Genomic DNA, 20,610 nt, shown 5'->3' on the forward strand with positions numbered 1-20,610 from the left:
TATGAAATCGTTTCGTTTCAACAATCTTGCCGATGTTAAGGCGTTTCGTATCACTCCGGATAGCAGTAACTACTTCGCCATCCTGTTCGACAAACCGTTAGACGGCATTGAAAACATCTTCGTGGTAGAGATCTTCAACGTTGGCGGCGCGACGCCGCCGAATGAACACGCCAGCGCGCACGAATTTTTCTATGTGCTACATGGCGAAGGTATCGCGCGCTGCAACGATGCGGAACTGGCGATCAAAAAAGGCGATTCGTTGCTGCTGCATCCGGGCAACGACCACGCCATCCGCAATACCGGTGATAGCAAGCTGTATACGCTGACGGTGATGACGCCGAATGAAGGCTTTTCGGAACTGATTCGTAGCGGTGACCCTGTCACGCTGGATGCAGAAGATCTGCGCATCTTAACGGGAGCCTGATATGCCGGAAAATGTTTTAGGCAGCAGTCGATATAATCAGTGGCGCGTCTCAGCGCAGGTGATCGACACGCGACGTCCGCATCCGGCATCGCGTGCGGTGCAGCTGACGACGCGCGATCGTGCGGTGATTTTTGACGTAACGCGCACCGCCATCATCGTGGTGGATATGCAGAACGACTTCTGTCATCCCGACGGCTGGCTTGGGCATATCGGCGTTGATGTCACGCCGGCGCGCGCGCCAATTGCGCCGCTGCAAAGCTTGCTGCCAACGTTGCGCGCCGCCGACGTGCCGGTGATTTGGCTCAACTGGGGCAATCGCCCCGATAAGCTCAATCTCAGCCCGGCGTTGCTGCATGTCTACAACCCGCACGGTGATGGCGTGGGTTTAGGCGATCCGCTGCCGGTTTCCGGCGCGCCGGTGCTGCAGGCGGGCAGTTGGGCGGCGGAGGTGATCGATGAGCTGACGCCATGTGCAGAGGACATTCGCGTCAATAAATACCGCATGTCCGGTTTTCAGGACAACGAGCTGGACAGCATCCTGCGCAATCTCAACATCACCACCCTGCTGTTTGCGGGGGTAAATGTCGATCAGTGCGTGCTCTGCACCCTGCAGGATGCCAACTTCCGCGGTTACGATTGCCTGCTGCTGGAAGATTGCAGCGCCACCACCTCGCCCGACTATTGTCGCGACGCCACGCTGTATAACGTGCAGCAGTGCTTTGGTTTTGTGGTGCAGGCACGGGAACTACAACAGCAGCTGGAGCGTGAATCATGAGTTATTTATTGGCTGACGGCTGGATCATCACCATGAATGCTCAGCGCGAGATTCTGCAACAGGCCAGTTTGCTGATTGAAGGCCATCACATTGCTGCCATCGGTACGCGCGAGGATTTGCAACGGCGTTATCCGGAAGCAGAAATTATCGACTGTCGCGAGCGCATTATCATGCCCGGCATGGTGAATACCCACACGCATCTGTTCCAGACGCTGCTGAAAGGTCTCGGCGATGACATGGTGCTGAAAAAGTGGTTCACCTGCATGACCGGGCCGAGCGCCGTGGCGTTGACCGAAGAAGATGTCTATGCCGCCGCGCTGCACGGCTGTATGGAATCGCTGCGTTCTGGCGTCACCTCGCTGGTTGATTTTATGTATGCGCATCCGCGCCCAGGTTTGACCGCGAAAGTGATCGAAGCTTTTGAAATCAGCGGTATTCGTGGCCATGTTTGTCGTGGCTTCCTCACCAGCGGCGCTGAGCATGGTATTCCCGCCGAACTGATTGAGACGCCAGAGCAGGCGCTGGCCGATGCGCGCGCGGTGATTGAGCGCTATCACCAGGTGGATGGCCGGGTAAAAGTCGGGCTGGCACCGAGCATGATTTGGGCGCTGGATGAAAAAGTGCTACGCGGCACGCGCGCGTTGGCGAATGAAACCGGTGTGCTGATCACCACCCACGTGGCCGAAACCGATTTTGAAATCGAGCAGGCAACATTGCGCTTTCAGGCAACCGATACCGAGTTCCTCAGCGATATCGGCTTCCTTGGCCCTGATGTGCTGGCGGTCCACTGTGTGCAGTGCAACTCACGCGATATCCGGGCGCTGAAGCATCACGACACGCGCGTCTCGCATAATCCTTGCAGCAATCTCTATCTCGCCTCGGGCGTGCCGCCGATTCCGGAAATGCTGGCCGCCGGATTAACCGTAGGTTTAGGGTCCGATGGTCCCGCCAGCAGCAACAATCACAATCTGTTCCAGGCGATGAAAGTGGCGGCGCTGCTGCAGAAAGGCGTGCATCGTGACCCGACGATTATGACGGCGGAAAAAGTGCTGGAGATGGCTACCATCGACGGCGCGCGGGCGATTGGTCTCGATCATCTGGTAGGCTCGCTGGAAGTGGGTAAGCGCGCTGATGTGGTGATTGTTGATACCTCACATCCAGCAATGACGCCGATCCATCATCCGGTCTCTTCGCTGGTCTATTCCGCGCTCGGCCACGAAGTGAGTGATGTGTTTGTCGACGGTGCCTATCTGCTGCGCGCCGGTGAATTTACCCAGCTTAATCAACGGGAAGTGATGGCGCGATCGCAACACGCTGCCCATTCCCTGGCAGTGCGCACCGGCAATGATAAAGCGCGCGGCTGGCGTTCAGCGGCGTTTTGATCGGCGCGAACCACAATATCGCTAAAGTGCTAATATTTTATCTTTTAAAGTCTTTAAATAATGATTTATTAGCATCCTCGCCTTATATCCCGAGTTATTCCTATGGTGGCACATTCCGCTTAACTTACTTTTTGCTACAACATTCAAACTCATAGCCCTCTGCAAAATGCGCTTTTAGCCCTAAGCTTTAAGACATCCAGCCACTATTGATGAGGTTTCAATGAGTTTACTGTTTAGTGCTACGCAACTGGGTAAGTTAACACTCGATAATCGCATCGTGATCGCTCCGATGTGCCAATACTCCGCGCAGGATGGTAAAGCCGCTGCCTGGCACCGCATCCATTTAGGCCAACTGGCGCTGTCGGGTGCTGGCTTACTGATCATTGAAGCGACCGCGGTAGAAGCCGCAGGTCGTATTTCTCCGGGCGATTTAGGCTTGTGGGACGATGAAACAGAAGCCGCTCTGGCAAGCGTGCTGCAGGATATCCGCCACTACTCTGACATTCCGTTCGGTATTCAACTTGGTCACGCCGGACGTAAAGCGTCATGCGCCGCGCCGTGGTTAGGTGGTCAGCAGCTGTCACTGGATCAGGGCGGCTGGCAAACTGTTGCGCCTTCTGCGCAGGCATTTAATCCTGAAGATCGCGCGCCAGCGGCGCTGGATAAACAAGGTCTTGAGCGCCTGAAACAGGCTTACGTAGATAGCGCCCGGCGTGCGGCGAAACTGGGTATCCAGCTGATTGAGCTGCATGCCGCACATGGCTATTTGTTGCATCAATTCCTGTCACCATTAAGTAATCAGCGCGACGATGAGTACGGCGGTTCGCTGGAAAATCGCATGCGCTTCCCACTGGAAGTTTTCCATGCGGTGCGTGAAGCGTTGCCAGATTCCGTTGCGGTTGGCGTGCGTCTTTCGGCCACAGATTGGGTAGACGGCGGCTGGGATGTTGAGCAGTCGATTATCTTCAGCCAACAGCTGGAAGCCGCGGGCAGTGATTACGTGCACGTTTCCAGCGGCGGGCTTTCACCACAGCAAAAGATTACGGTTGGGCCAGGCTATCAACTGCCGTTTGCGCGTGACATCCGTAAACAGGTGAAGATTCCGGTGATTGGAGTAGGTTTGATTACCGAACCGCAGCAGGCTGAACAAGCGCTGCAGGTTGGCGATGCTGACCTGATTGCGCTGGCGCGCGCGGTGCTGTATGACCCACGCTGGCCGTGGCATGCCGCCGCCGAGCTGGGCGCGCAAGCCAAAGCGCCACCGCAGTATCTGCGTTCCGAACCGCACGGTTTGAAAGGCACATTGATTACAAATAAAGCGTAAAAAAATGGTGCGATAATCGCTAATGCCGATCAGTTAAGCGCTGAGCGACTTTCGTTCGCCATCGGCTGAGGCAGTTTCAGCTATGCCGTGCGGCGACCGAGAAGAGGGCGTCTGGCCACGCCCTCTTCACTCCCGGGCCCTGCGCCAGCCCACCCCGCCGCTTCGCGGTGCCTTCACTCCCTCACGATTCCTGACGGACCGGCGGCGATTCGCTCCTGCTCAGCGCCGCCTCTCGCCGCATCCCTGCGGCTCGCCCTGGAATCCCTCACTCGCTCAGCGGGTTGGGATGTCGCCTCAACACCCGCGCTGCAGCATCAATGCCTATTCCTGAATCACCATCGCTGTAACGCCTGTAGGGTCGCCATTCATGGCGACCAGGTAACCCCCGCGGAGCCAGTGCGCTACTTAACTAACGAGCATTACGCGATAATCGCGCCGATTTTAATTTTACTGGTTCAACTCGCCTGCATGGTCTGCAACATATGCTGCGCCAACCGCAAACTCAGGGCTGCTCCGGTTAATGTTGGATTCATGCAGGAAGCCGATGGCATGACGCTGGTGCCAGCAATCCACATATTGGGATGATCGTGCGTGCGGCAATGGCTATCGACCACCGAGTTCTTTGGATCGTCGCCCATAATGGTGGTGCCCATAATGTGCTGGCGATCCTGGAATTTGGTATCGATCGACAATATCTCCGCATTCAGCAGTTCGGCAAATTTGTGGAAATCCTTAATACCCTCTTCTTTCCCGGCATGCCAGTAATCCGTCACGCTATAGTAGATCTCCGGTAACGGGATACCGATGGCATCCTTCTTGGTTTTACTCGGCGTAACGCGGTTTTCCGCCAGCGGTAAGGTCTCAAAATCAATGGCAAAGTTGAGCGAGCGGGCCGACTGCCGGCGAATTTCTGCATCAAGCTGAGAACCCAGCACCCCTTTCTCAATCAGCGAGGCAGCATAATCAGCGGTGGGCACGGTGTTGCGCACTTTAATCTTATAGCTGGGAAAATCCTTGCGGAACGCGCCATCGCGATTGTTGAGATATACCAGCAGCTCGGTCGGCCCCTGACCCGGCCAGACATCTTCAGACATCATCACGTTCATGCTGATGCCGGTATGACCCATCAGGTTGCGCCCAACCTGATCCGACGAGTTGGCGATGCCGTTGGGATATTTCTCCGAAGTCGACATCAACAGCAGTTTGGGCGATTCGATGCCGTAGGCCGCCAGCACAAAGTAGTTAGCGGTTAAATGATGCTCAGAGCCGTCCGGTTTTTTATACCAAATGCCGGTGATCTTGCCGTCATCAGCCGCTTCGATACGATAAACCACCGCGTTATCCAGTAGTTTTGCGCCCAGCCGTTCCGCTTCATCAATATGCATTGAGCCATCATATTTAGCGGCGATAGGACAGACCGGATTACAGTTATTATTGCCGCCGCACATCGGACGCTTGCCCCACGGCTTGGTCGCGCGCCCGTTCGGCTCCAGCACCGGCTTGTAGCCGCCTTTACCCAGCATTGCGCTTAAGCGGTCAAACAGATAACTGGTTGGCAATCCCGGCATTGGGAACGGCGTGGAGCGCGGCGGCCAGGCTTTGCCGCCCTGTCCACTTTCATCCTGGCCATCGACGCCCGATACGCCTAACTCATGCTCGGCTTTGCCATACCAGGACTCCAGCTCGTCGTAGCCAAATGGCCAATCCCGTCCACGTCCATACAACGTGTTGAGCTTAAAATCATTGGGAATCATACGCCACAGCGCAGAACCGAAGTGCCACGTGGTTCCGCCCACCACGCGCAAATACTTGGTGGGATATTTTACCGGGCCTACCTGCTGCAAATAATCCCCATAGGTGGACGGGATATGCGGCGGGTTGGGATAAGGCGAGCCAACGCCCTGCAATTTAATGTTGGTTAACGACATCTTGAACGGCGAGTTGCGGAAACGTTCGACGATCTCCTGGCGAGCGACGCGCGGGCCCGCTTCAAGAATGATCACCGATTTGCCGGCTTTTGCCATTTGGCAGGCGATTAAACCGCCCATTACGCCCGAGCCAATAATGATGACATCGGCATCAACTTTTGGTGCACTCATGCGCCTTCTCCTGTGGTTGCCACTTTGCCATATTGCGTCACTGCCCAATAGAACGGCCCGCCGCCGTAGGTCGGTACCACCAGAATATCTTTGGTGGGCAGGTACATCATCGCTTCTGCATAGGCAATCAGCTCCAAATCGCTGCCGTCACCCACCACGCCAGTGTACCAGGCGGAGATAATGCGTTTAGCCGTTTGCCATTCAGGTTTATCTGCACCGAATGCAGCAAGAAAATCATCCACATGGGAAAAGTTGCGCTGCTGCAGTAACGAACGTAGCTGGGCGAGTTTCTCTGCGAAGGCTGCATCATGACGCAGCAAAGCGGCGAAATAGCGCTGGCCGAGGATCGGACCCACTGGGCGACTGACCAAAAACGTTGAAACATCAAGGAAGCCACTGTCGGCTATCTGTTCCGCCGCGCGCGCGCGGGCTGGGAAGATTGAATTACACATCGCACCCAGTGACAAAATCCCCATGCCTTGCAGCAGACGACGTCGGGAAAGGTTATGCGCCATGTTTTTTCCCCCTGCGCGTAATGGCAAACAGCAGCACCAGTAAAATAATCACCACTATCGCGCCTCCGCCCCAAACTGCAGGCTGCGCCAGACGTGCGATCAATGGACGCTCTCCGCCCTCACGCACCGTTTTCACCTGATCAGGCGTGACGTTGAGTTCGGCATTGCCAAAGTTTTTCAGCACATAGTTACTGACGTCGGCGATTTGCCGATCGGTTAATCGATCGGTAAACAATCCATCCGGGCCAAAGCCTGGCATCGCGACATCTTTGCCATTTACCTGGCGATGTACGCCATAGACGATGGTGGCGATCAGGTTATCCGCCTGTGGCGCACCGGTTGCGGTGTTATGGAATAGCGAAGGATAGAATTGATTACCCGCACCGTCCGCCTGGTGGCAGTTGGCACAGGAACTGGCGTAAACCTGCCAGCCCGCGTCGGGATGGTTAAGTGCGCGCTGTGCCATTTCATCGCTTGCCGGTTTACCCATGCGATCCCGTGGTTGACGGGTCGGTTGGCCCACGGCGGGAACCTGGCGCAGGTAAGCAACCATCGCGTTGATATCATCATCCGACAGATGCTGCAGGCTGTGCTCTACCGCTTCTGCCATCGGACCCGCCGCCTGCGCTTTACCCGCTACGTGGCCGGTTTTGAGATATTGCGCAATCTCCGCATCGCTCCAGTTGCCGATGCCTGCTTGATTGTCAGGCGTGATATTCGGCGCATACCAGCTGCCAAGGCTGCCGCCACTTAGCGCGCGATCGTTGTTCTGCCCCATCAGTGCATTACGTGGTGTGTGGCAGGTATCACAGTGCGCCAGAGCATTGACCAGATAATCGCCGCGATTAACCTGCACCGATTTATCCTGGGCCGGAATAAACGGTTTATCATCAGCAAACAGCATATTCCAGAAAAGCATGCTTGAACGAATATTAAACGGGAAAGGTAAATCCGTTTTTGGCGGCACATTATCGTCCGCTTTCACCCCGTGCATAAAATAAGCATACAGAGCGTGAATATCCGCATCTGAAATTTTAGCGTATGAGGTATAAGGCATCGCCGGATAAAGATGCTGTCCCTGCTTATTTATTCCACTGCGTACTGCTTTAGCAAAATCTTGTTCGGTGTAATTACCAATCCCCGCTGTTTTAGACGGAGTGATATTGCTGGCGACGATATTACCGAGTGGTGAAGAGATAATATAACCGCCGGACATTTCCCTGCCCTGATTCGGTGCGGTATGGCATGCGCCACAGTCCGCGGCAATAGCCAGATACTTGCCTTTCGCAATAAGAGTCGCAGCATCGTCCGCACTTTCAGCATGTGCTGAAAATGTTGCCGACATGAGAATGCTCAACGCGAAAGGCAGACAACTCTGTCTCACCTTTCTTGCTTTCATTGTAATTGCTTCCGGTAAATAATTATTAGTATGGTAAAAACAATAATGCACTTCTGCAGCAAGGCCACAGAAGTGCAGATTATCAGAACGCTTAGATTCACAAAATACAAACAGTGCTATAACAATTCATAATCATTGAAGATGATATTTTCGCCACTGGCGGCCGTTATATCGACCTTGCCAGGTTCGGTTAAAAACGCATCGCCGGGATGGACCCAAATTTCTTTTACCCGATTGGCGTGAGCCTGATCGGCAACCAGAACCCGCCCCTCAGTAAAGAACACGCGCACGCCAGGCCCGTGTTGCGTGTATTCTCCGGTGCTGGCGCCCGGTTTGAGTGTGACCTTCCAGCCGCGGACGGTTTTCTTATCCAGCACCTGCTGAAAAGCATCACTGGCAGGCCGGGTGGCGTTACCAAAATGTTGCGGCCCGGGGATATTAATTTCAAAAGCGACCTGATGATTAACGGTGCTACCGGTATTGGTCACTTTATCGGTTTCTGACTTGCCCTGATGCGCGCCAAATTTAACATTACCGCTTTTCATTTCAGTGTTGTTAACGGGTTTATCCGGATATTCAATTTTCACCGGGCTGCCCTCAATATGTGTATTCACATAATCAAGATGCTGCTCATGAAACTGGGTAGATTGCCCCGGTTGAATCAACACGCGCATTACGGTGACGTATTTATTTTCCAGAATAACGTGATGTAGCGGTTCAAGATGGGTGGCGACGCCTTTTTCTGCAGCCTGCGCCTGCATTGCCACACTAAATAGGGTTGAGCAAAATAAGGTGCTCAGTAATGTCTTGCGAATAGTCGACATAAAAACTCCTTTACTGACAATATATATAACGCATCGAAAAAATAACGTTCATCAATTACACAGAGAAAATAATGAGTGCTTTATTTACTCAACGATAGTGACCCAATTTGCGCCCTTTCCGGTGGGCACACGCTCAATTAATGTGAGTTTGCCGCTGTCTTGATCAATGGAGTAGAGCGACACCTGGGTTGATTTCTGACCCGATTCAATTAAATAGCGGCCAGAATTATCAATCGCAAATCCGCGCGGTTGTGCTTCTGTTTGGGTGCTATTAATTAGCGTTAAGCGGCCATCCTGCGGGGAAACGCGAAACGCCGTAATATTACTGCTGGTGCGTTCGGTGGAATACAGGAACCGGCCGTTAGGGGTGAGGTGAATATCGGCTTGCCATAGGCGCGGTTTGGCCGATTTCGGCAAATCATCATCGCCAGTCAGTGGCCGCGCTTCACCGCGCTGCATGTTCGCCGCGATAAGCGGATCGAGTGATGGCGTCGCCTCATGCTCCGTCAGCGTGCCATCTTTATTCAGCGTGAGGCGCGAAATGTTGCCCGCCATTTCGGTCAGCAAATATAGATTCTGTTCACCTCGCCCATCACGCTGCGGTGCGAAGGCGAAATGGCGCGGCCCGGTGGCGGCTTCGCGCTGGATATTCACAAAGGCGGGGCTATTGGCCGTCACTTTTCCACTTTTGCTATCAAACCGATATTGCAGCAGTTGATCGGCGCCCAGCAACGGTACATATAAAAATTGATTGCTGGGATCGGTTTGGATCGCATGCGCCCGCTTGCCGGTATGCACCACCTGTACTGGCGCACTCTCTACTTTGCCATCGCTGGCGATGCGATTAATGCTGAAGAGATCCCCGCCGTAAGAGGAGGAGAGCAGAAAGCGCCCGCTTTTATCCAGCGCTAAATACGCCATCGCTTCAGGCAATGGCGTATCGGCAAAATGGCTCAGCGTTCCATCGGGCTGAATATGCCAGGCCGAAACATGGTATGGCTGGCTGCGGACCGAGACGTAAAGCGTTTTCTTATCCTGCGATACCACCATTGGCATACTTTTCAGGCCGCTGGGATATTCACCCACCGGCTTGAGCTGCTGCTGGGTCTTATTCAGCGCATAGGCCGTCACCGTGCCACTGTCGCCATTAGATACGTAGACAAATGACTTTTCCTGCGCCATTACCGCGGATGCAAACAGCATCATGCCGGCGGCCATTACCGTCTTGTTCATTGATAGGTCTCTTTTTTGTAGGGGACAGCGATCGAGTTACCAGCGCGTATTAAAGTGCTCACACAACTCCAATACCGCTTTCTCCGGCAGCGCGTCAGGCTTATCCACACAGTTCAGCCACAGTCGTGCGGTTTCTTCCAGCTCCTCAAGGGCAAAACTCACCGTCGAAACTGATTTGCCCCACATCACGGGCCCTAATCTTTCCAGCATCACGCCGCGCACCTCGTTTGCCAGTTCAGCAACCTGCTCCGCAACGTCGGCATGGCCCGGACGGCGATAATCGATCAACGGGATGCGCCCTACTTTCATCACCTGATACGGCGTGAGCGGCGGCAAAATACTGTCGCGTTGCCAAACGCCTGCCAGCGTAAGCTGTACCAGATGGGTGGAATGGGTGTGCACCACGCCGTGCGCTTCCGGGTTGCGATCGTAAATCTGGCGATGCAGCAACAGCGTTTTTGACGGTTTATCGCCCGAAACCCATTCGCCATCGCGATTGACCTTAGCAATGCGGCCCGGCTCCAGATGCCCCAGGCAGGCGTCGGTTGGCGTAATTAGCCAGCCATCCTCCAGGCGAGCACTGATGTTACCCGCCGTGCCGGTGGTATAGCCGCGATTAAACAAATCGGCTCCTACCTGGCAAATTTCCTCACGCAACGACTGTTCATTTTGCATCGAAATCACTCCTATTAGTTGGCGGTGGCAATCACGTTGGTATCACCTTTGGGGCTGATCGGTAAGGGTTCCAGCTTGCCGAGCACAAACATAAAGGTCAGCGCACCCAGCACACAGATACCGCCCGCAACCAGCAGTGGTACCACAAAGGAACCGTGGCTCAGGCTCAACATCAAGCCGGTGAATGACGCGGTGACAATCCCAGCGAGGTTGCCGGCAAAGTTCTGAATACCGCCCAGCGTGGCGACGTAATTACTGGCTGGCGCCACGTCCGCGGGCAGCGTCCAAATATTGGCGGCGGTAAACGCTAAACCGGCGTAAGTAATGGAGAACAGCGTCAGAATGACCGCAATGCTGTCGGTAAAGGCCGCGAAGGCAATGACGCTGGAGAGCAGCATGCCGCTAATCAGGCAGGTTTTGCGTGCTACGGTCAGACTAAACCCTTTGCGGTACAGGGCATCTGAGACCACCCCACCCAGCAGGCTGCCCGGAATCCCCATCAGAGCAGGAATGGCGCCCAGCGTACCCAGCTCTTTCAACGAAAAGCCGTGCGCAACGGTGAGATAGGTTGGGAACCAGGTGACAAAAAAGTAGGTGGCGAAATTCATGCAGAAGAAGCCAATCATCATGCCCCACACATTGCGATGGCGGAACAGCGACCACAACTCGACTTTCGCGTTGGCCTGCGTGGTGGGTAAAGCGCGATCTTCCAGCAAATTCTGGCGCTCGGTTTCATCCAGGCCTTTCATCTCTTCCGGTTCGCGATAGAACACTAACCAGATCACCACCCAAATCAGCCCTAAAGCGCCAGTCACGATAAAGGAGGTTTCCCAGTTCCACACGCTAATCAGCCAGGCGACCAGCGGCAGCGCCAGCGCACTGCCAGCACGCGGGCCGGCATCAAAAATACCGCTCGCCGTCGCACGCTGCTTTTTCGGGAACCAACTGTAAACCACTTTCACACAGCCCGGATTTCCGCCGGCCTCACCCAACCCTAATGCTAAGCGTGCCGCAAAAAGTGAAGTGAAACCTTTACCAAACGAGGTAAACACCGTAAACAACGACCACCAGCCTACCGCGATGGCCAGACCGGCGCGGGCACCGAGGCGATCGAGTAAGCGTCCAGCGGGGATTTGCATCAGCGCGTAGGTCCAGAAAAAGGCGCCCAGAATCAGCCCCATGCTGGTGTCATCCAGCCCTAAATCGGCTTTGATGTGCGGTGCAGCGATCGCAAGGTTAATACGATCGATGTAATTGATTGCGATAGCGAAAAAGCAGAACACGATCATCAGCCAGCGAATTCGTGGATATCTGCGCATGGTGAATTCCTTTATGATTTATTGAGAGGTAACAAAGGTTCTGCGGCCCTGCGACGCCCGCAGCCCGCGTTGTGGTTAAATTTGGGGGTGACAGGTCATAAACGTGTTAAAAAACGTGAGCAGGCACACCCAACCTGATAACATGATGTCAAAAGTAAGCGATTACAAAATTCAGTCAAGCCAAAAGTAAGCGCTTTCAAAATTGATAGTGAGTTGTCTGCAATTTTTGTGGGCAAGCTCACTCTTTCTGCAGGAGTGACTTGATGAGTGAGAAGCAAAATGGATCTGGCCGCGTATCACTGGATGATGTTGCGCGTCTCTCAGGGGTATCAACGGCGACGGTTTCGCGCGTACTCAACGGCAGCACTACGGTAAAGGCGTCGCGTCGTGAAGCCGTGGAGAGAGCCTGCGAGGAGTTGGGATATGTCATCAACCGCGCCGCTCGCACCCTCGCCTCACGCCGCAGTATGACCATTGGCGCGGTGGTGCCGACGCTGGCGACCGAAACCTTTTCGCGCCCGTTGGCGGCTTTTCAGCAATTGATTCACGAAGCCGGTTATACGCTGCTATTGGCCAACTCAAATTTCGATCCGGAAACCGAGCTGAAAGAAGTTAATAAGCTGATTGAATACGGCATTGATGGCCTGATGCTGGTGGGAAATACCCACCATCCGAAGCTTTGGGAGCGCATTGTTCAGCAGGAGATCGCCTGCGTGCAGACCTTTTCGCAAGACAGCGAAAGACCTTGCGTTGGCTATGACAGCGAGGGTGCAGCGGAGAGCATGGCTCAGCATTTGCTGGGCTTAGGGCACCAGCATTTTGCGGTGATTGTCGGCACGCCGCCGTCGAATGATCGTATTTCCGAACGTCTCAACGGTACGCGCCGCGCTTTGCAGCAGCGCGGATTAACGCTGCCGGACACGCATCTCATTGATAACGCCTTCAGCATGAATGATGCGCGCCGAGCGGTGTTCCGCCTACTCGATGGCCCGCAGCCGCCTACCGCCATCATTTGCGGTAACGATCTGCTGGCGTTTGGGGCGATGCGCGCGGCCAGCGAGCGCTATTTGCGCATCCCTAATGATATCTCCATTGTCGGCTTCAACGACTACGAATATGCCGAGCATCTGGAGCATCCGCTGACCACCATGCGCGTCGATTTAGCCTCAATTGGCGAACATGCAGCCAACTATTTGTTGAACACGCTGAACAATCTGCCGGCACAAACGCATACGCAGATTGGTACCGAACTGATTGTACGGGGCAGCAGCGGCTCGGTGCCCCGTCAGGAGCGTTAATCGCGGCTGACCATGCCAAACCGGCTGAACACGTCCGTCACCGGCGGCGTTTTCAGCCAGGTGAGAAAGGTTTGCGCACGCTCTGGCTGCTGAGCACGGCTCAACACCGCCGCAGAAAGCGAAATGGCCTGCTGCGTGCCGGGCGGCAGCGGCCCAACCACATCAATGCCCTCTACCATTAGCAATTCACTAATCTGCTGTATCGCCAGATCGGCCTTATCGTTCACCAGTTGTTCCGCAGTAAACCCTGCCGGAATCACCGTACCGCGCGCGCGCAGTTCTGCATCGATATTGAGCTGTTTTAACAGCTGCGAAAACCATACGCCGCTGGCCCCCGCTTCTGACCAGGCTACCGAGCGTGCCGCCAGCAGCGCCTTGACAAGGTTGTCACGATTACTGATATCCGGCTGTGCCGCGCCTGCCCGCACCGCGACACCGATCGGCGAATCAACCAGTTCAATCCGCGTGCGCGCATCGGCGATACCCGATTCTGTTAGGCGATCGAGCGTTTCAACGGTCGCAATCACCACCTCGGCCTGCGCGCCCGCATTGAGCTCCTTTTCAATAATGGTGCTGGGATGCCAGCGAATCGCCAGCGGTGTCGCAGGCTGTTGCGCCTGCCATGCGGGAATCAGCGTAGTAAAGGGCGCACTCAGTGCCAGCGCGCTGTAGATCGGCAGTTCCATGCTTAAGCCTCCCGCGCGAAAAGCGGTGCGCGACGCAGCAGCGCAGCGTCAAGTTGGTCAGGGCGCGTCACGCCAATCAGCGCTAAGTCGCGGTCAATTTCATCACGCAGGATATGCATAGCGTGCTCAATACCGGCCTGCCCGCCAATCACTGCGCCATACAGGAATGGGCGTCCCAGAAACACGAAGTCGGCGCCCAGCGCCATGGCTTTCATTACATCGGTACCACGGCGAATACCGCTGTCGATAATCACCTTCATATCGCCCTTCGCGGCAGCAATTTCCGCCAGCGTATGCAGAGGCGGCACGGTGTGATCAAGCTGGCGGCCGCCGTGATTGGAAAGAATCACCGCATCCGCCCCGAGATCGCGCGCAATGAACGCATCATCCGGTGACATCAAGCCCTTGATCACCAGATTACCTTTCCATTTTTTGCGGATCGCTTCGACATGTTTCCAGCTCAGCTGGTCGCGGGCATTGGTGTTGCGCACTTTACTCGACATCATCGGCGGGCCGCGTTCGGCATCGGTATTTTCAAAGTGCGGCGCACCATGGCGCAGGAAGGTTTGTGCCACCGTACCCAGCAGCCAGCGTGGGCTCATCGCGCTTTGCCACATCACTTTTGGCGTGAGTTTTATCGGCATACTGAAGCCGCTGCGGGTGTTATGTTCACGATTACCCAGCATTGGCGTATCGCCGGTGACCACTAATGTTTTGTAGCCCGCGCGTTCAACGCGATCGACTAAACGATCGATACGCGGTTGATCGCCCGCCAGATAAGCCTGGAACCAGGCTTCCGGGTTGGCAGCAATCACCTCTTCCAGCGGAATCAATGACGATGCGCTGAGGATCATCGGGACATTCATCGCTCTTGCCGCTTTCGCCAGCATCAGATCTGCGCGGTAACTGACAAATGACGCGCCGCCCAGCGGAGCAACGCCAAACGGATGCGACCAGTCATGACCCAGCAAATTAACCCGCTGATCGCGCCCCGACACGTCACGAAACATGCGCGGCACAAACACATATTGCTGGTAAGCCTCATAGGCGGCAGCCAATCCTCTGCCGGTTTCCACGCCGCCTTTAACGTACTGATAAATCATATTGGGTAACCGCTTGCGCGCGTGACGTTCAAAATCCTCCAGCGCCAGCAAGTCACGAAAATGGCGTGGCACCGTATTCGCAGGACGCACCTGCGCTTCGGGTGTCACGTTTACGTTAATAGCGGTGGTTTCTCCACGAATGGTCATAGTGCGTTCTCAGTGTTATCCAATAAGTAAGCGATTTCAAAATAGGCATTCTGACGAATGCTTCCAATCTATATCCTGCCAGATACACAGTTTTTTTATGTGACAGCTGTCACTATATCAAGACAAATGTAAGCCCTTACATTTTCATCTAAGATTAAGTATGGTGTGCTGTAATTCACTTGTGTATCGCTGGTGACGGAGAGAATGATGAGCCAACGCATAGTTTTATTGCATGCCACCCCGGTGGCGATGTCCCCTATTCAGGAAGCGTTTAACGATCTTTGGCCTGAAGCCGAAGTGGTGAACTTACTGGATGATGGTTTGACCCTCGATCGCGCCAAAGAGGAACAGCTGTCGCGCCCGCTGATCGATCGCTTTGTGGCGTTTGGCCGTTACGGTTATGCGATGAATGCGCATGGCATTCTGGTGACCTGTTCCGCTTTTGGCCCGGCGATTGATGAGCTCGCTGCGGCACTGCCGGTGCCGGTGCTGAAACCCAATGAAGCGATGTTTGAAGCGGCACTGCAGCAAGGTGAGCGAATTGGCATGTTGGCCACCTTTGGACCGTCATTGGTAACCATGTGCGATGAGTTTAACCACTATGCCGCGCAGATTGGCTCAAACGCGACGCTGGAAACCGTGCTGGTTCCGGACGCTATCGATCTGCTGCGTAAAGGTGATGTCACCAGCCACAACCGTTTAGTGGCAGAGTTCGCGCCCCAGCTGAGCCACTGCGATGTAATTATGCTGGCGCACTTCTCAACGTCGCGTGCCGCAGCCGCCGTGCGTGAGCAGGTGGCGATTCCCGTGTTAACCGCGCCGCACGCGGCAGTGAAAAAAATGCAGTTGGCCATCGGAGGTGCATCATGCTGATTGGGGTCATTGCCGATGATTTTACCGGTGCCAGCGATATTGCCGTGACGTTATCGAAAGGATTGGCGGGTGAAGGCGGTTTACATACCACGCAATATCTCGGCATACCGCAACAGCCTGCAACGGCAGACGTTGAGGCCGGCGTTATCGCCCTGAAGTCGCGCTCCCTGCCCGCCGCTGAAGCGGTGCAGCAATCATTGGCCGCCTGCGAATGGTTATTGGATCAGGGCTGTACGCAGATCGTGTTTAAATACTGCTCCACCTTTGACTCCACCGACGACGGCAATATTGGCCCGGTGCTCGACGCACTCGCCGCACGTTTAGAAGCGCGGCGCGTCATTGTTTGCCCTGCGTTCCCCGCCATGGGACGTACGGTTTATCAGGGCAATCTGTTTGTCCACGATCGCCCACTGAATGAGTCCGGGATGGAACATCATCCGCTCACGCCGATGAAAGATGCTGATATTCGCCGCTTACTGGCGCGTCAGGCTCGCACGCGCGTCAGCCACATTCGCTGGCAGCAGGTGGTACAAGGCGGTGAACAACTGCGTGAGAGGTTGCAAGCCCATAGCGAAGATGAGCCGCAATTACTGGTTGTCGATGCGCTGAGCGACCACGACCTGACGATAATCGGCGTCGCGGCGGCGGAAGCGCGGCTGATCAGCGGTGGTTCGGGCATTGCCCTGGCGTTACCGCACAACTTTATCAGTGCCGGTAAGGCACAGGGAGATAGCCGTAAATTCCCCGCGATCGCTGGCCCTAGTGCGATTCTGGTGGGCAGCTGTTCTGGCGCTACGCGCGGGCAGATTGAGGAGCACCAAAAACACCATGCGGTGCTGGCGATAGAGATTCAGGATGTGATGGCGCAACGCATTCACGCCGATGACGTGGTGAACTTTATCCTTGCGCATCAGGATGATTGCCCGCTGGTTTACTCATCTGGCGATCCGGCCAGCGTAAAGCAAGCGCAACAAAAGTTTGGTCAGCACAACATCTCACAACGTCTTGATCAGCTGTTTGGAGACAGCGCACGCAAGCTGGTGTATGAAGCGGGCATTCAGCGTTTGGTGGTGGGCGGCGGAGAAACGTCGGGTGCGGTCGTCAGTGCGCTTGATTTAGGTTGTTTGCAGGTTGGCCGCGAAATCGATCCCGGCGTGCCGGCGCTGTTTGCTCAGCGCGATCGGCCGCTGGCGCTGGCATTGAAATCGGGTAATTTTGGCCGGCGCGATTTCTTCTCCCATGCTCTTAAGGTTTTAGCCGCTTCAGGCGATTAACTCCCCCATAAAACAGAAGACAACCTCTAGATGACGTTGTCTTCTGTTTTCGTTAGCGCCCATCGAACGCCGGCAGCAGCTGAAACCAGCTCAGCAGCCAGGCGAGAATATTCAGCGCACCAAATACCAGCAGTAATATCACCGCCAGCGAACAGCGCTGCTGTGACTTCCATGCCAGCAGCGCCGGAATAAACACCGCCCACAAAGTCGCAAAAAGTCCGGCAAAACCAATCGCTGCGACAAATCCGTGCGGCCACAGGATCGAAGCCATCAGCGGCGGCAAGAATGTCAGACACGCCGTTTGCAGGCGTGCACCCGGTGAATTGCCGAGGCTAAGGCGATCGGCGATGAAATCAAACAGTCCGGCGGTTACGCCCAGAAATGAGGCGATTACTGCAAAATGCGAGAAGATCGACATCATGAGCGATAACGCATTGACGTGCAGATGTTCACGCAGCGCCGCCATCAGCGCAGCGATATCGCCGCCCTGCTTCACGATCGCGGGAAACGCCGCGCGCGGCAGATTACCCATGGTGCTGGTTAGCCAAAACAGATACAGCGCCAGTGACATCAGCGTGCCCAACACCAAAGCGCGCGTGATGTGTTTTTTATTGCCGGCGTAATAGCTGACTAGCCCGGTGATATTGCCGTGATAGCCAAACGAGGCGAGACAAAACGGCAGTACGCCCAGCGCATACGGCCAGTAACGTTCCCCGGCCGCTGGCGCGCTCAGCAGCGATGGCACATTCACCTGCGTCAGCAAGCCGCCGAATAGCAGAATGAGCAGCAGAATTTTGGCCAGTACGCAGAAGGTCATTAAACGACTGACGCCGGTGGTGCCGAGCCACACCACCGCCGCCACACACACGGCCAGCAAAATTTTCGCCTCAGCGGTGGAGATGGGCAATCCCGCCTGGTTAAGTGAATGTTGATAGACCGGGCCGCTGGCGGAAATGTAGGCGTAGGTGAGAATGCCGAGTACAAACAAGATGCTGAGGCCATTGAGCGCTGCCCATCCGCGCCCCAGCAGATCTTTGGTCAAGGTATCGTAGCCCGCGCCCGGCGGATAGGTCAGGCTCACGCGCATAAACAGTAAGCCGGATAGCAGCATGCCGCCCCAGCTGATCAGCAGTAGCACCATTGCCCAGCCAAACCACGCACCCGCCATCACCACCGGCAGCGTAAACATGCCGGCGCCCACCACGGTGCCGCAAATAATCATCGCGCCCCACCAAACGGAAGGCTGGCGGCGGGACAATGTCATCTCCGTCATCACTTATTCCCTACAAAACAGCTTAAAGGCGGCGATGATACACGGGATAACGCTAAGAAGAGAGTTTGTAACCAGATAAAACGCGCGTCAGCTGAATCTGAACGCGCGTTTGGCGAGAGGAGAGTGACTCAATGATAGAATGCAGGTTTCGTCGGCATGGTGACCGGCACGATGTCACCGGAGGTTTGCGCCGCCACGCAGGCATCGGCGGCGACCGCCGCCGCGTAACCGTCCCACGCCGAAGGACCGGTCATCTCACCGGACAACACGTTGTTAATGAAGTCCTGCAATTCCACGTCATAGGCATCAATGAAACGCTTTTTCCAGTCGGTGAGAATGCGGGTAGAGAGCTTCGCCGCGCTGCGTGTTTGCACGGACATCGGCTCAGGAAGCCGCGCAATACCGCTTTCGCCCACCACTTCACACTGGATATCGTAGCCGTAAGCACAGTTGACGAAGATTTCAACGTCGATGCGCACACCTTTGGCGGTTTCCAGCAACACGATTTGTGGATCTTTCAGATGCGCAGAGGCTTTACGGGTTGTGCGTGGATAGATCACCTGCGCGCTGACATAATCGTCTTTTAGCAACCAGCGCAGCACATCGAGCTCATGAATCAGCGTATCGGTGATCGCCATGTCGGTAGTGTATGAATCGCCCACCTCGGGATTACGGTGCGCGCAGTGCAGCATCAACGGTTCGCCAATCTCGCCACTGTCAATTACCGCTTTCAGCGCGCGATAGCCGCTGTCGTACGGTCGCATAAAGCCAACCTGCACCAATTGCTTACCGGCTGCCATTTCGGCTTCAACAATGTTCATGCAACCTTGCGCGGTGACCGCCAAGGGTTTTTCACAGAACACCGCTTTACCCGCGTTGATCGCCGCGAGCACGAACTCTTCATGCGTCGGCCCCCACGAAGTAACCAGAATTGCCTGCACCTCGGGCGCGTTAATCAGGTCGTGTGCGTTGTCGTAGATCTCGGCCTGAATGGCCAGATCCTTGATGATCTGTTCGCAGTTAGCGCGGTTGATGTCATTCAGCGCCACCACGCGTGAATGCTGCAGCACCTGGCTACAACGACGAATGTGTTCGCGGCCGATCGCGCCCGTGCCAATTACACCAATATTGAGCGTCATGGAGTGTTCCTTAGGGGGAGGTTAGTCATTCAGGTAAGCAATGCTGGATTTAATTTGCTGAGCAATCTCTTCTTCGCTCCATGCTTCCATCACCGAAGAAAAAGGTTCAAAGGCATAAATACCGCGATAACCCCTCTCTTCCAGACGCTGCACCTGCTGTTTTGATTTCAGCAAGTCATCAGCACTCAGCATGATCCGCTCTTCGTCGGTGAGCAGATGCGTTGGACGCGCGTCGGTCACACCTGACAAGTGCACCAGCCCGATGTTGCTCACCTCAATACCACCAGCGAAATCCTGCTCAGCGCCTTCGTACAAGTGGTGGTGAAAGGTATCCAGTACGATTTTGAACGGTGCACCAGCTTGCGTAATCAACTGTTGTGTCAGCGCGGCAGAACGCAGTGAGCTTTGTGGGAAGCCGAGCGGCTCAACCAGACCCGCAATGCCATATTCGGCAAACAGCGGCGCAAGGGTTTTCAACGCGTCTATGGTTTGCTGCTGGGAAATAGCGGTGCCATCATTCAATGGACAAAGTACCAATGCTTTAGCACCGGTTGCTTGCGCATCTTTTAATAAGCCGAGCGTTTTTTCCAGTACCTCATCGGTTAATTGATTAAACGGATAAACTGCATTAATCGTTTCGATGGTGAAAGCATGTTGAGTCGCGAGATCACGCACTTCCTCAGCGGATAAATTATCGGTCACGCGGCCACTTTTCATATCATTGCGGATTTCAACTTTATTTAAACCCAGCTGTTCAACCAGCGAGAAAAAACGCTCAATGCTGAGGTTAGGGGCAATTTTACGATTAACGCACAGTCGGTCATGGCTTATTTTGTAGGTCATGGTGT

At 55.0% G+C, this 20,610-nt stretch carries 19 protein-coding genes; 7 read left to right on the top strand and 12 right to left on the bottom strand.

Annotated features, from left to right (window positions below):
* The first annotated feature begins 1 nt into the window (after nucleotide 1).
* From WFL93_RS05940 to WFL93_RS05955, 4 genes are all read left to right on the top strand, one after another.
* Entirely contained in the window at nucleotides 2-424 is a 423-nt protein-coding gene (locus WFL93_RS05940) for a cupin domain-containing protein (protein ID WP_009127937.1), read from the top strand.
* Between the two features lies 1 nt (nucleotide 425).
* Nucleotides 426-1,199 carry a cysteine hydrolase family protein gene (locus WFL93_RS05945; protein WP_336777501.1) on the top strand — a complete coding sequence of 258 codons (774 nt, stop codon included), beginning with the start codon at nucleotides 426-428 and terminating at the stop codon, nucleotides 1,197-1,199.
* Nucleotides 1,196-2,581, top strand: a complete 1,386-nt coding sequence (locus WFL93_RS05950) for an amidohydrolase family protein (RefSeq protein WP_336777502.1) — start codon at nucleotides 1,196-1,198, stop codon at nucleotides 2,579-2,581. The genes WFL93_RS05945 and WFL93_RS05950 overlap by 4 nt, the downstream gene beginning before the upstream one ends.
* A gap of 220 nt (nucleotides 2,582-2,801) precedes the next feature.
* Nucleotides 2,802-3,905: an NADH:flavin oxidoreductase/NADH oxidase gene (locus WFL93_RS05955; RefSeq protein WP_336777503.1), complete on the top strand. Its 1,104-nt coding sequence runs from the start codon at nucleotides 2,802-2,804 to the stop codon at nucleotides 3,903-3,905.
* Nucleotides 3,906-4,360: 455 nt separating this feature from the next.
* Here WFL93_RS05955 and WFL93_RS05960 read toward each other — a convergent pair whose 3' ends face one another.
* The 7 genes from WFL93_RS05960 to WFL93_RS05990 form a co-directional block, all read right to left on the bottom strand.
* Nucleotides 4,361-6,004, bottom strand: a complete 1,644-nt coding sequence (locus WFL93_RS05960) for a GMC family oxidoreductase (protein WP_336777504.1) — start codon at nucleotides 6,002-6,004, stop codon at nucleotides 4,361-4,363.
* Nucleotides 6,001-6,519: a sugar dehydrogenase complex small subunit gene (locus tag WFL93_RS05965; RefSeq protein WP_336777505.1), complete on the bottom strand. Its 519-nt coding sequence runs from the start codon at nucleotides 6,517-6,519 to the stop codon at nucleotides 6,001-6,003. Before WFL93_RS05965 ends, WFL93_RS05960 begins: the two co-directional genes overlap by 4 nt.
* The gene (locus WFL93_RS05970; protein WP_336777506.1) at nucleotides 6,509-7,918 is read right to left on the bottom strand and encodes a c-type cytochrome; all 1,410 of its coding nucleotides are present in this window, start codon (nucleotides 7,916-7,918) and stop codon (nucleotides 6,509-6,511) included. The genes WFL93_RS05965 and WFL93_RS05970 overlap by 11 nt, the downstream gene beginning before the upstream one ends.
* 116 nt (nucleotides 7,919-8,034) lie before the next feature.
* Nucleotides 8,035-8,742: a hypothetical protein gene (locus WFL93_RS05975; protein WP_007892496.1), complete on the bottom strand. Its 708-nt coding sequence runs from the start codon at nucleotides 8,740-8,742 to the stop codon at nucleotides 8,035-8,037.
* Between the two features lie 84 nt (nucleotides 8,743-8,826).
* Nucleotides 8,827-9,975 (bottom strand): lactonase family protein, encoded by a 1,149-nt coding sequence (locus tag WFL93_RS05980; protein WP_336777507.1) that lies wholly within the window; start codon nucleotides 9,973-9,975, stop codon nucleotides 8,827-8,829.
* A 36-nt stretch (nucleotides 9,976-10,011) separates the two neighbouring features.
* On the bottom strand, nucleotides 10,012-10,650 hold the full coding sequence (gene otnC, locus WFL93_RS05985) for a 3-oxo-tetronate 4-phosphate decarboxylase (RefSeq protein ID WP_180823846.1): 639 nt from the start codon (nucleotides 10,648-10,650) through the stop codon (nucleotides 10,012-10,014).
* A gap of 14 nt (nucleotides 10,651-10,664) precedes the next feature.
* Entirely contained in the window at nucleotides 10,665-11,969 is a 1,305-nt protein-coding gene (locus tag WFL93_RS05990; protein ID WP_336777508.1) for an MFS transporter, read from the bottom strand.
* Between the two features lie 263 nt (nucleotides 11,970-12,232).
* Between WFL93_RS05990 and WFL93_RS05995 the strand changes: the two genes are divergently transcribed.
* The gene (locus WFL93_RS05995) at nucleotides 12,233-13,267 is read left to right on the top strand and encodes a LacI family DNA-binding transcriptional regulator (RefSeq protein WP_336777509.1); all 1,035 of its coding nucleotides are present in this window, start codon (nucleotides 12,233-12,235) and stop codon (nucleotides 13,265-13,267) included.
* On the opposite strand, the gene WFL93_RS06000 is transcribed toward WFL93_RS05995, so the two are convergent.
* Both WFL93_RS06000 and WFL93_RS06005 read right to left on the bottom strand, forming a co-directional pair.
* Nucleotides 13,264-13,953, bottom strand: coding sequence for a substrate-binding domain-containing protein (locus WFL93_RS06000; protein WP_336777510.1), 690 nt, complete (start codon nucleotides 13,951-13,953; stop codon nucleotides 13,264-13,266). The genes WFL93_RS05995 and WFL93_RS06000 overlap by 4 nt on opposite strands.
* Nucleotides 13,954-13,955: 2 nt before the next feature.
* Entirely contained in the window at nucleotides 13,956-15,203 is a 1,248-nt protein-coding gene (locus tag WFL93_RS06005; RefSeq protein WP_336777511.1) for an alpha-hydroxy acid oxidase, read from the bottom strand.
* A 207-nt stretch (nucleotides 15,204-15,410) separates the two neighbouring features.
* Here WFL93_RS06005 and WFL93_RS06010 point away from each other — a divergent pair, with 207 nt between their 5' ends.
* Nucleotides 15,411-16,076 (top strand): aspartate/glutamate racemase family protein, encoded by a 666-nt coding sequence (locus WFL93_RS06010; RefSeq protein ID WP_336777957.1) that lies wholly within the window; start codon nucleotides 15,411-15,413, stop codon nucleotides 16,074-16,076.
* On the top strand, nucleotides 16,070-17,350 hold the full coding sequence (gene otnK / locus WFL93_RS06015) for a 3-oxo-tetronate kinase (protein WP_336777512.1): 1,281 nt from the start codon (nucleotides 16,070-16,072) through the stop codon (nucleotides 17,348-17,350). Before WFL93_RS06010 ends, otnK begins: the two co-directional genes overlap by 7 nt.
* A gap of 52 nt (nucleotides 17,351-17,402) precedes the next feature.
* Here otnK and WFL93_RS06020 read toward each other — a convergent pair whose 3' ends face one another.
* The 3 genes from WFL93_RS06020 to WFL93_RS06030 form a co-directional block, all read right to left on the bottom strand.
* Nucleotides 17,403-18,623: an aromatic amino acid transporter gene (locus tag WFL93_RS06020; RefSeq protein ID WP_336777513.1), complete on the bottom strand. Its 1,221-nt coding sequence runs from the start codon at nucleotides 18,621-18,623 to the stop codon at nucleotides 17,403-17,405.
* Between the two features lie 128 nt (nucleotides 18,624-18,751).
* Nucleotides 18,752-19,762 carry a Gfo/Idh/MocA family protein gene (locus tag WFL93_RS06025; protein ID WP_336777514.1) on the bottom strand — a complete coding sequence of 337 codons (1,011 nt, stop codon included), beginning with the start codon at nucleotides 19,760-19,762 and terminating at the stop codon, nucleotides 18,752-18,754.
* Between the two features lie 21 nt (nucleotides 19,763-19,783).
* On the bottom strand, nucleotides 19,784-20,605 hold the full coding sequence (locus tag WFL93_RS06030) for a TIM barrel protein (RefSeq protein WP_336777515.1): 822 nt from the start codon (nucleotides 20,603-20,605) through the stop codon (nucleotides 19,784-19,786).
* Nucleotides 20,606-20,610 lie beyond the last annotated feature (5 nt).

This window comes from Pantoea sp. USHLN256, assembly GCF_037149875.1.
Classification (GTDB): Bacteria; Pseudomonadota; Gammaproteobacteria; order Enterobacterales; family Enterobacteriaceae; genus Pantoea; species Pantoea nemavictus.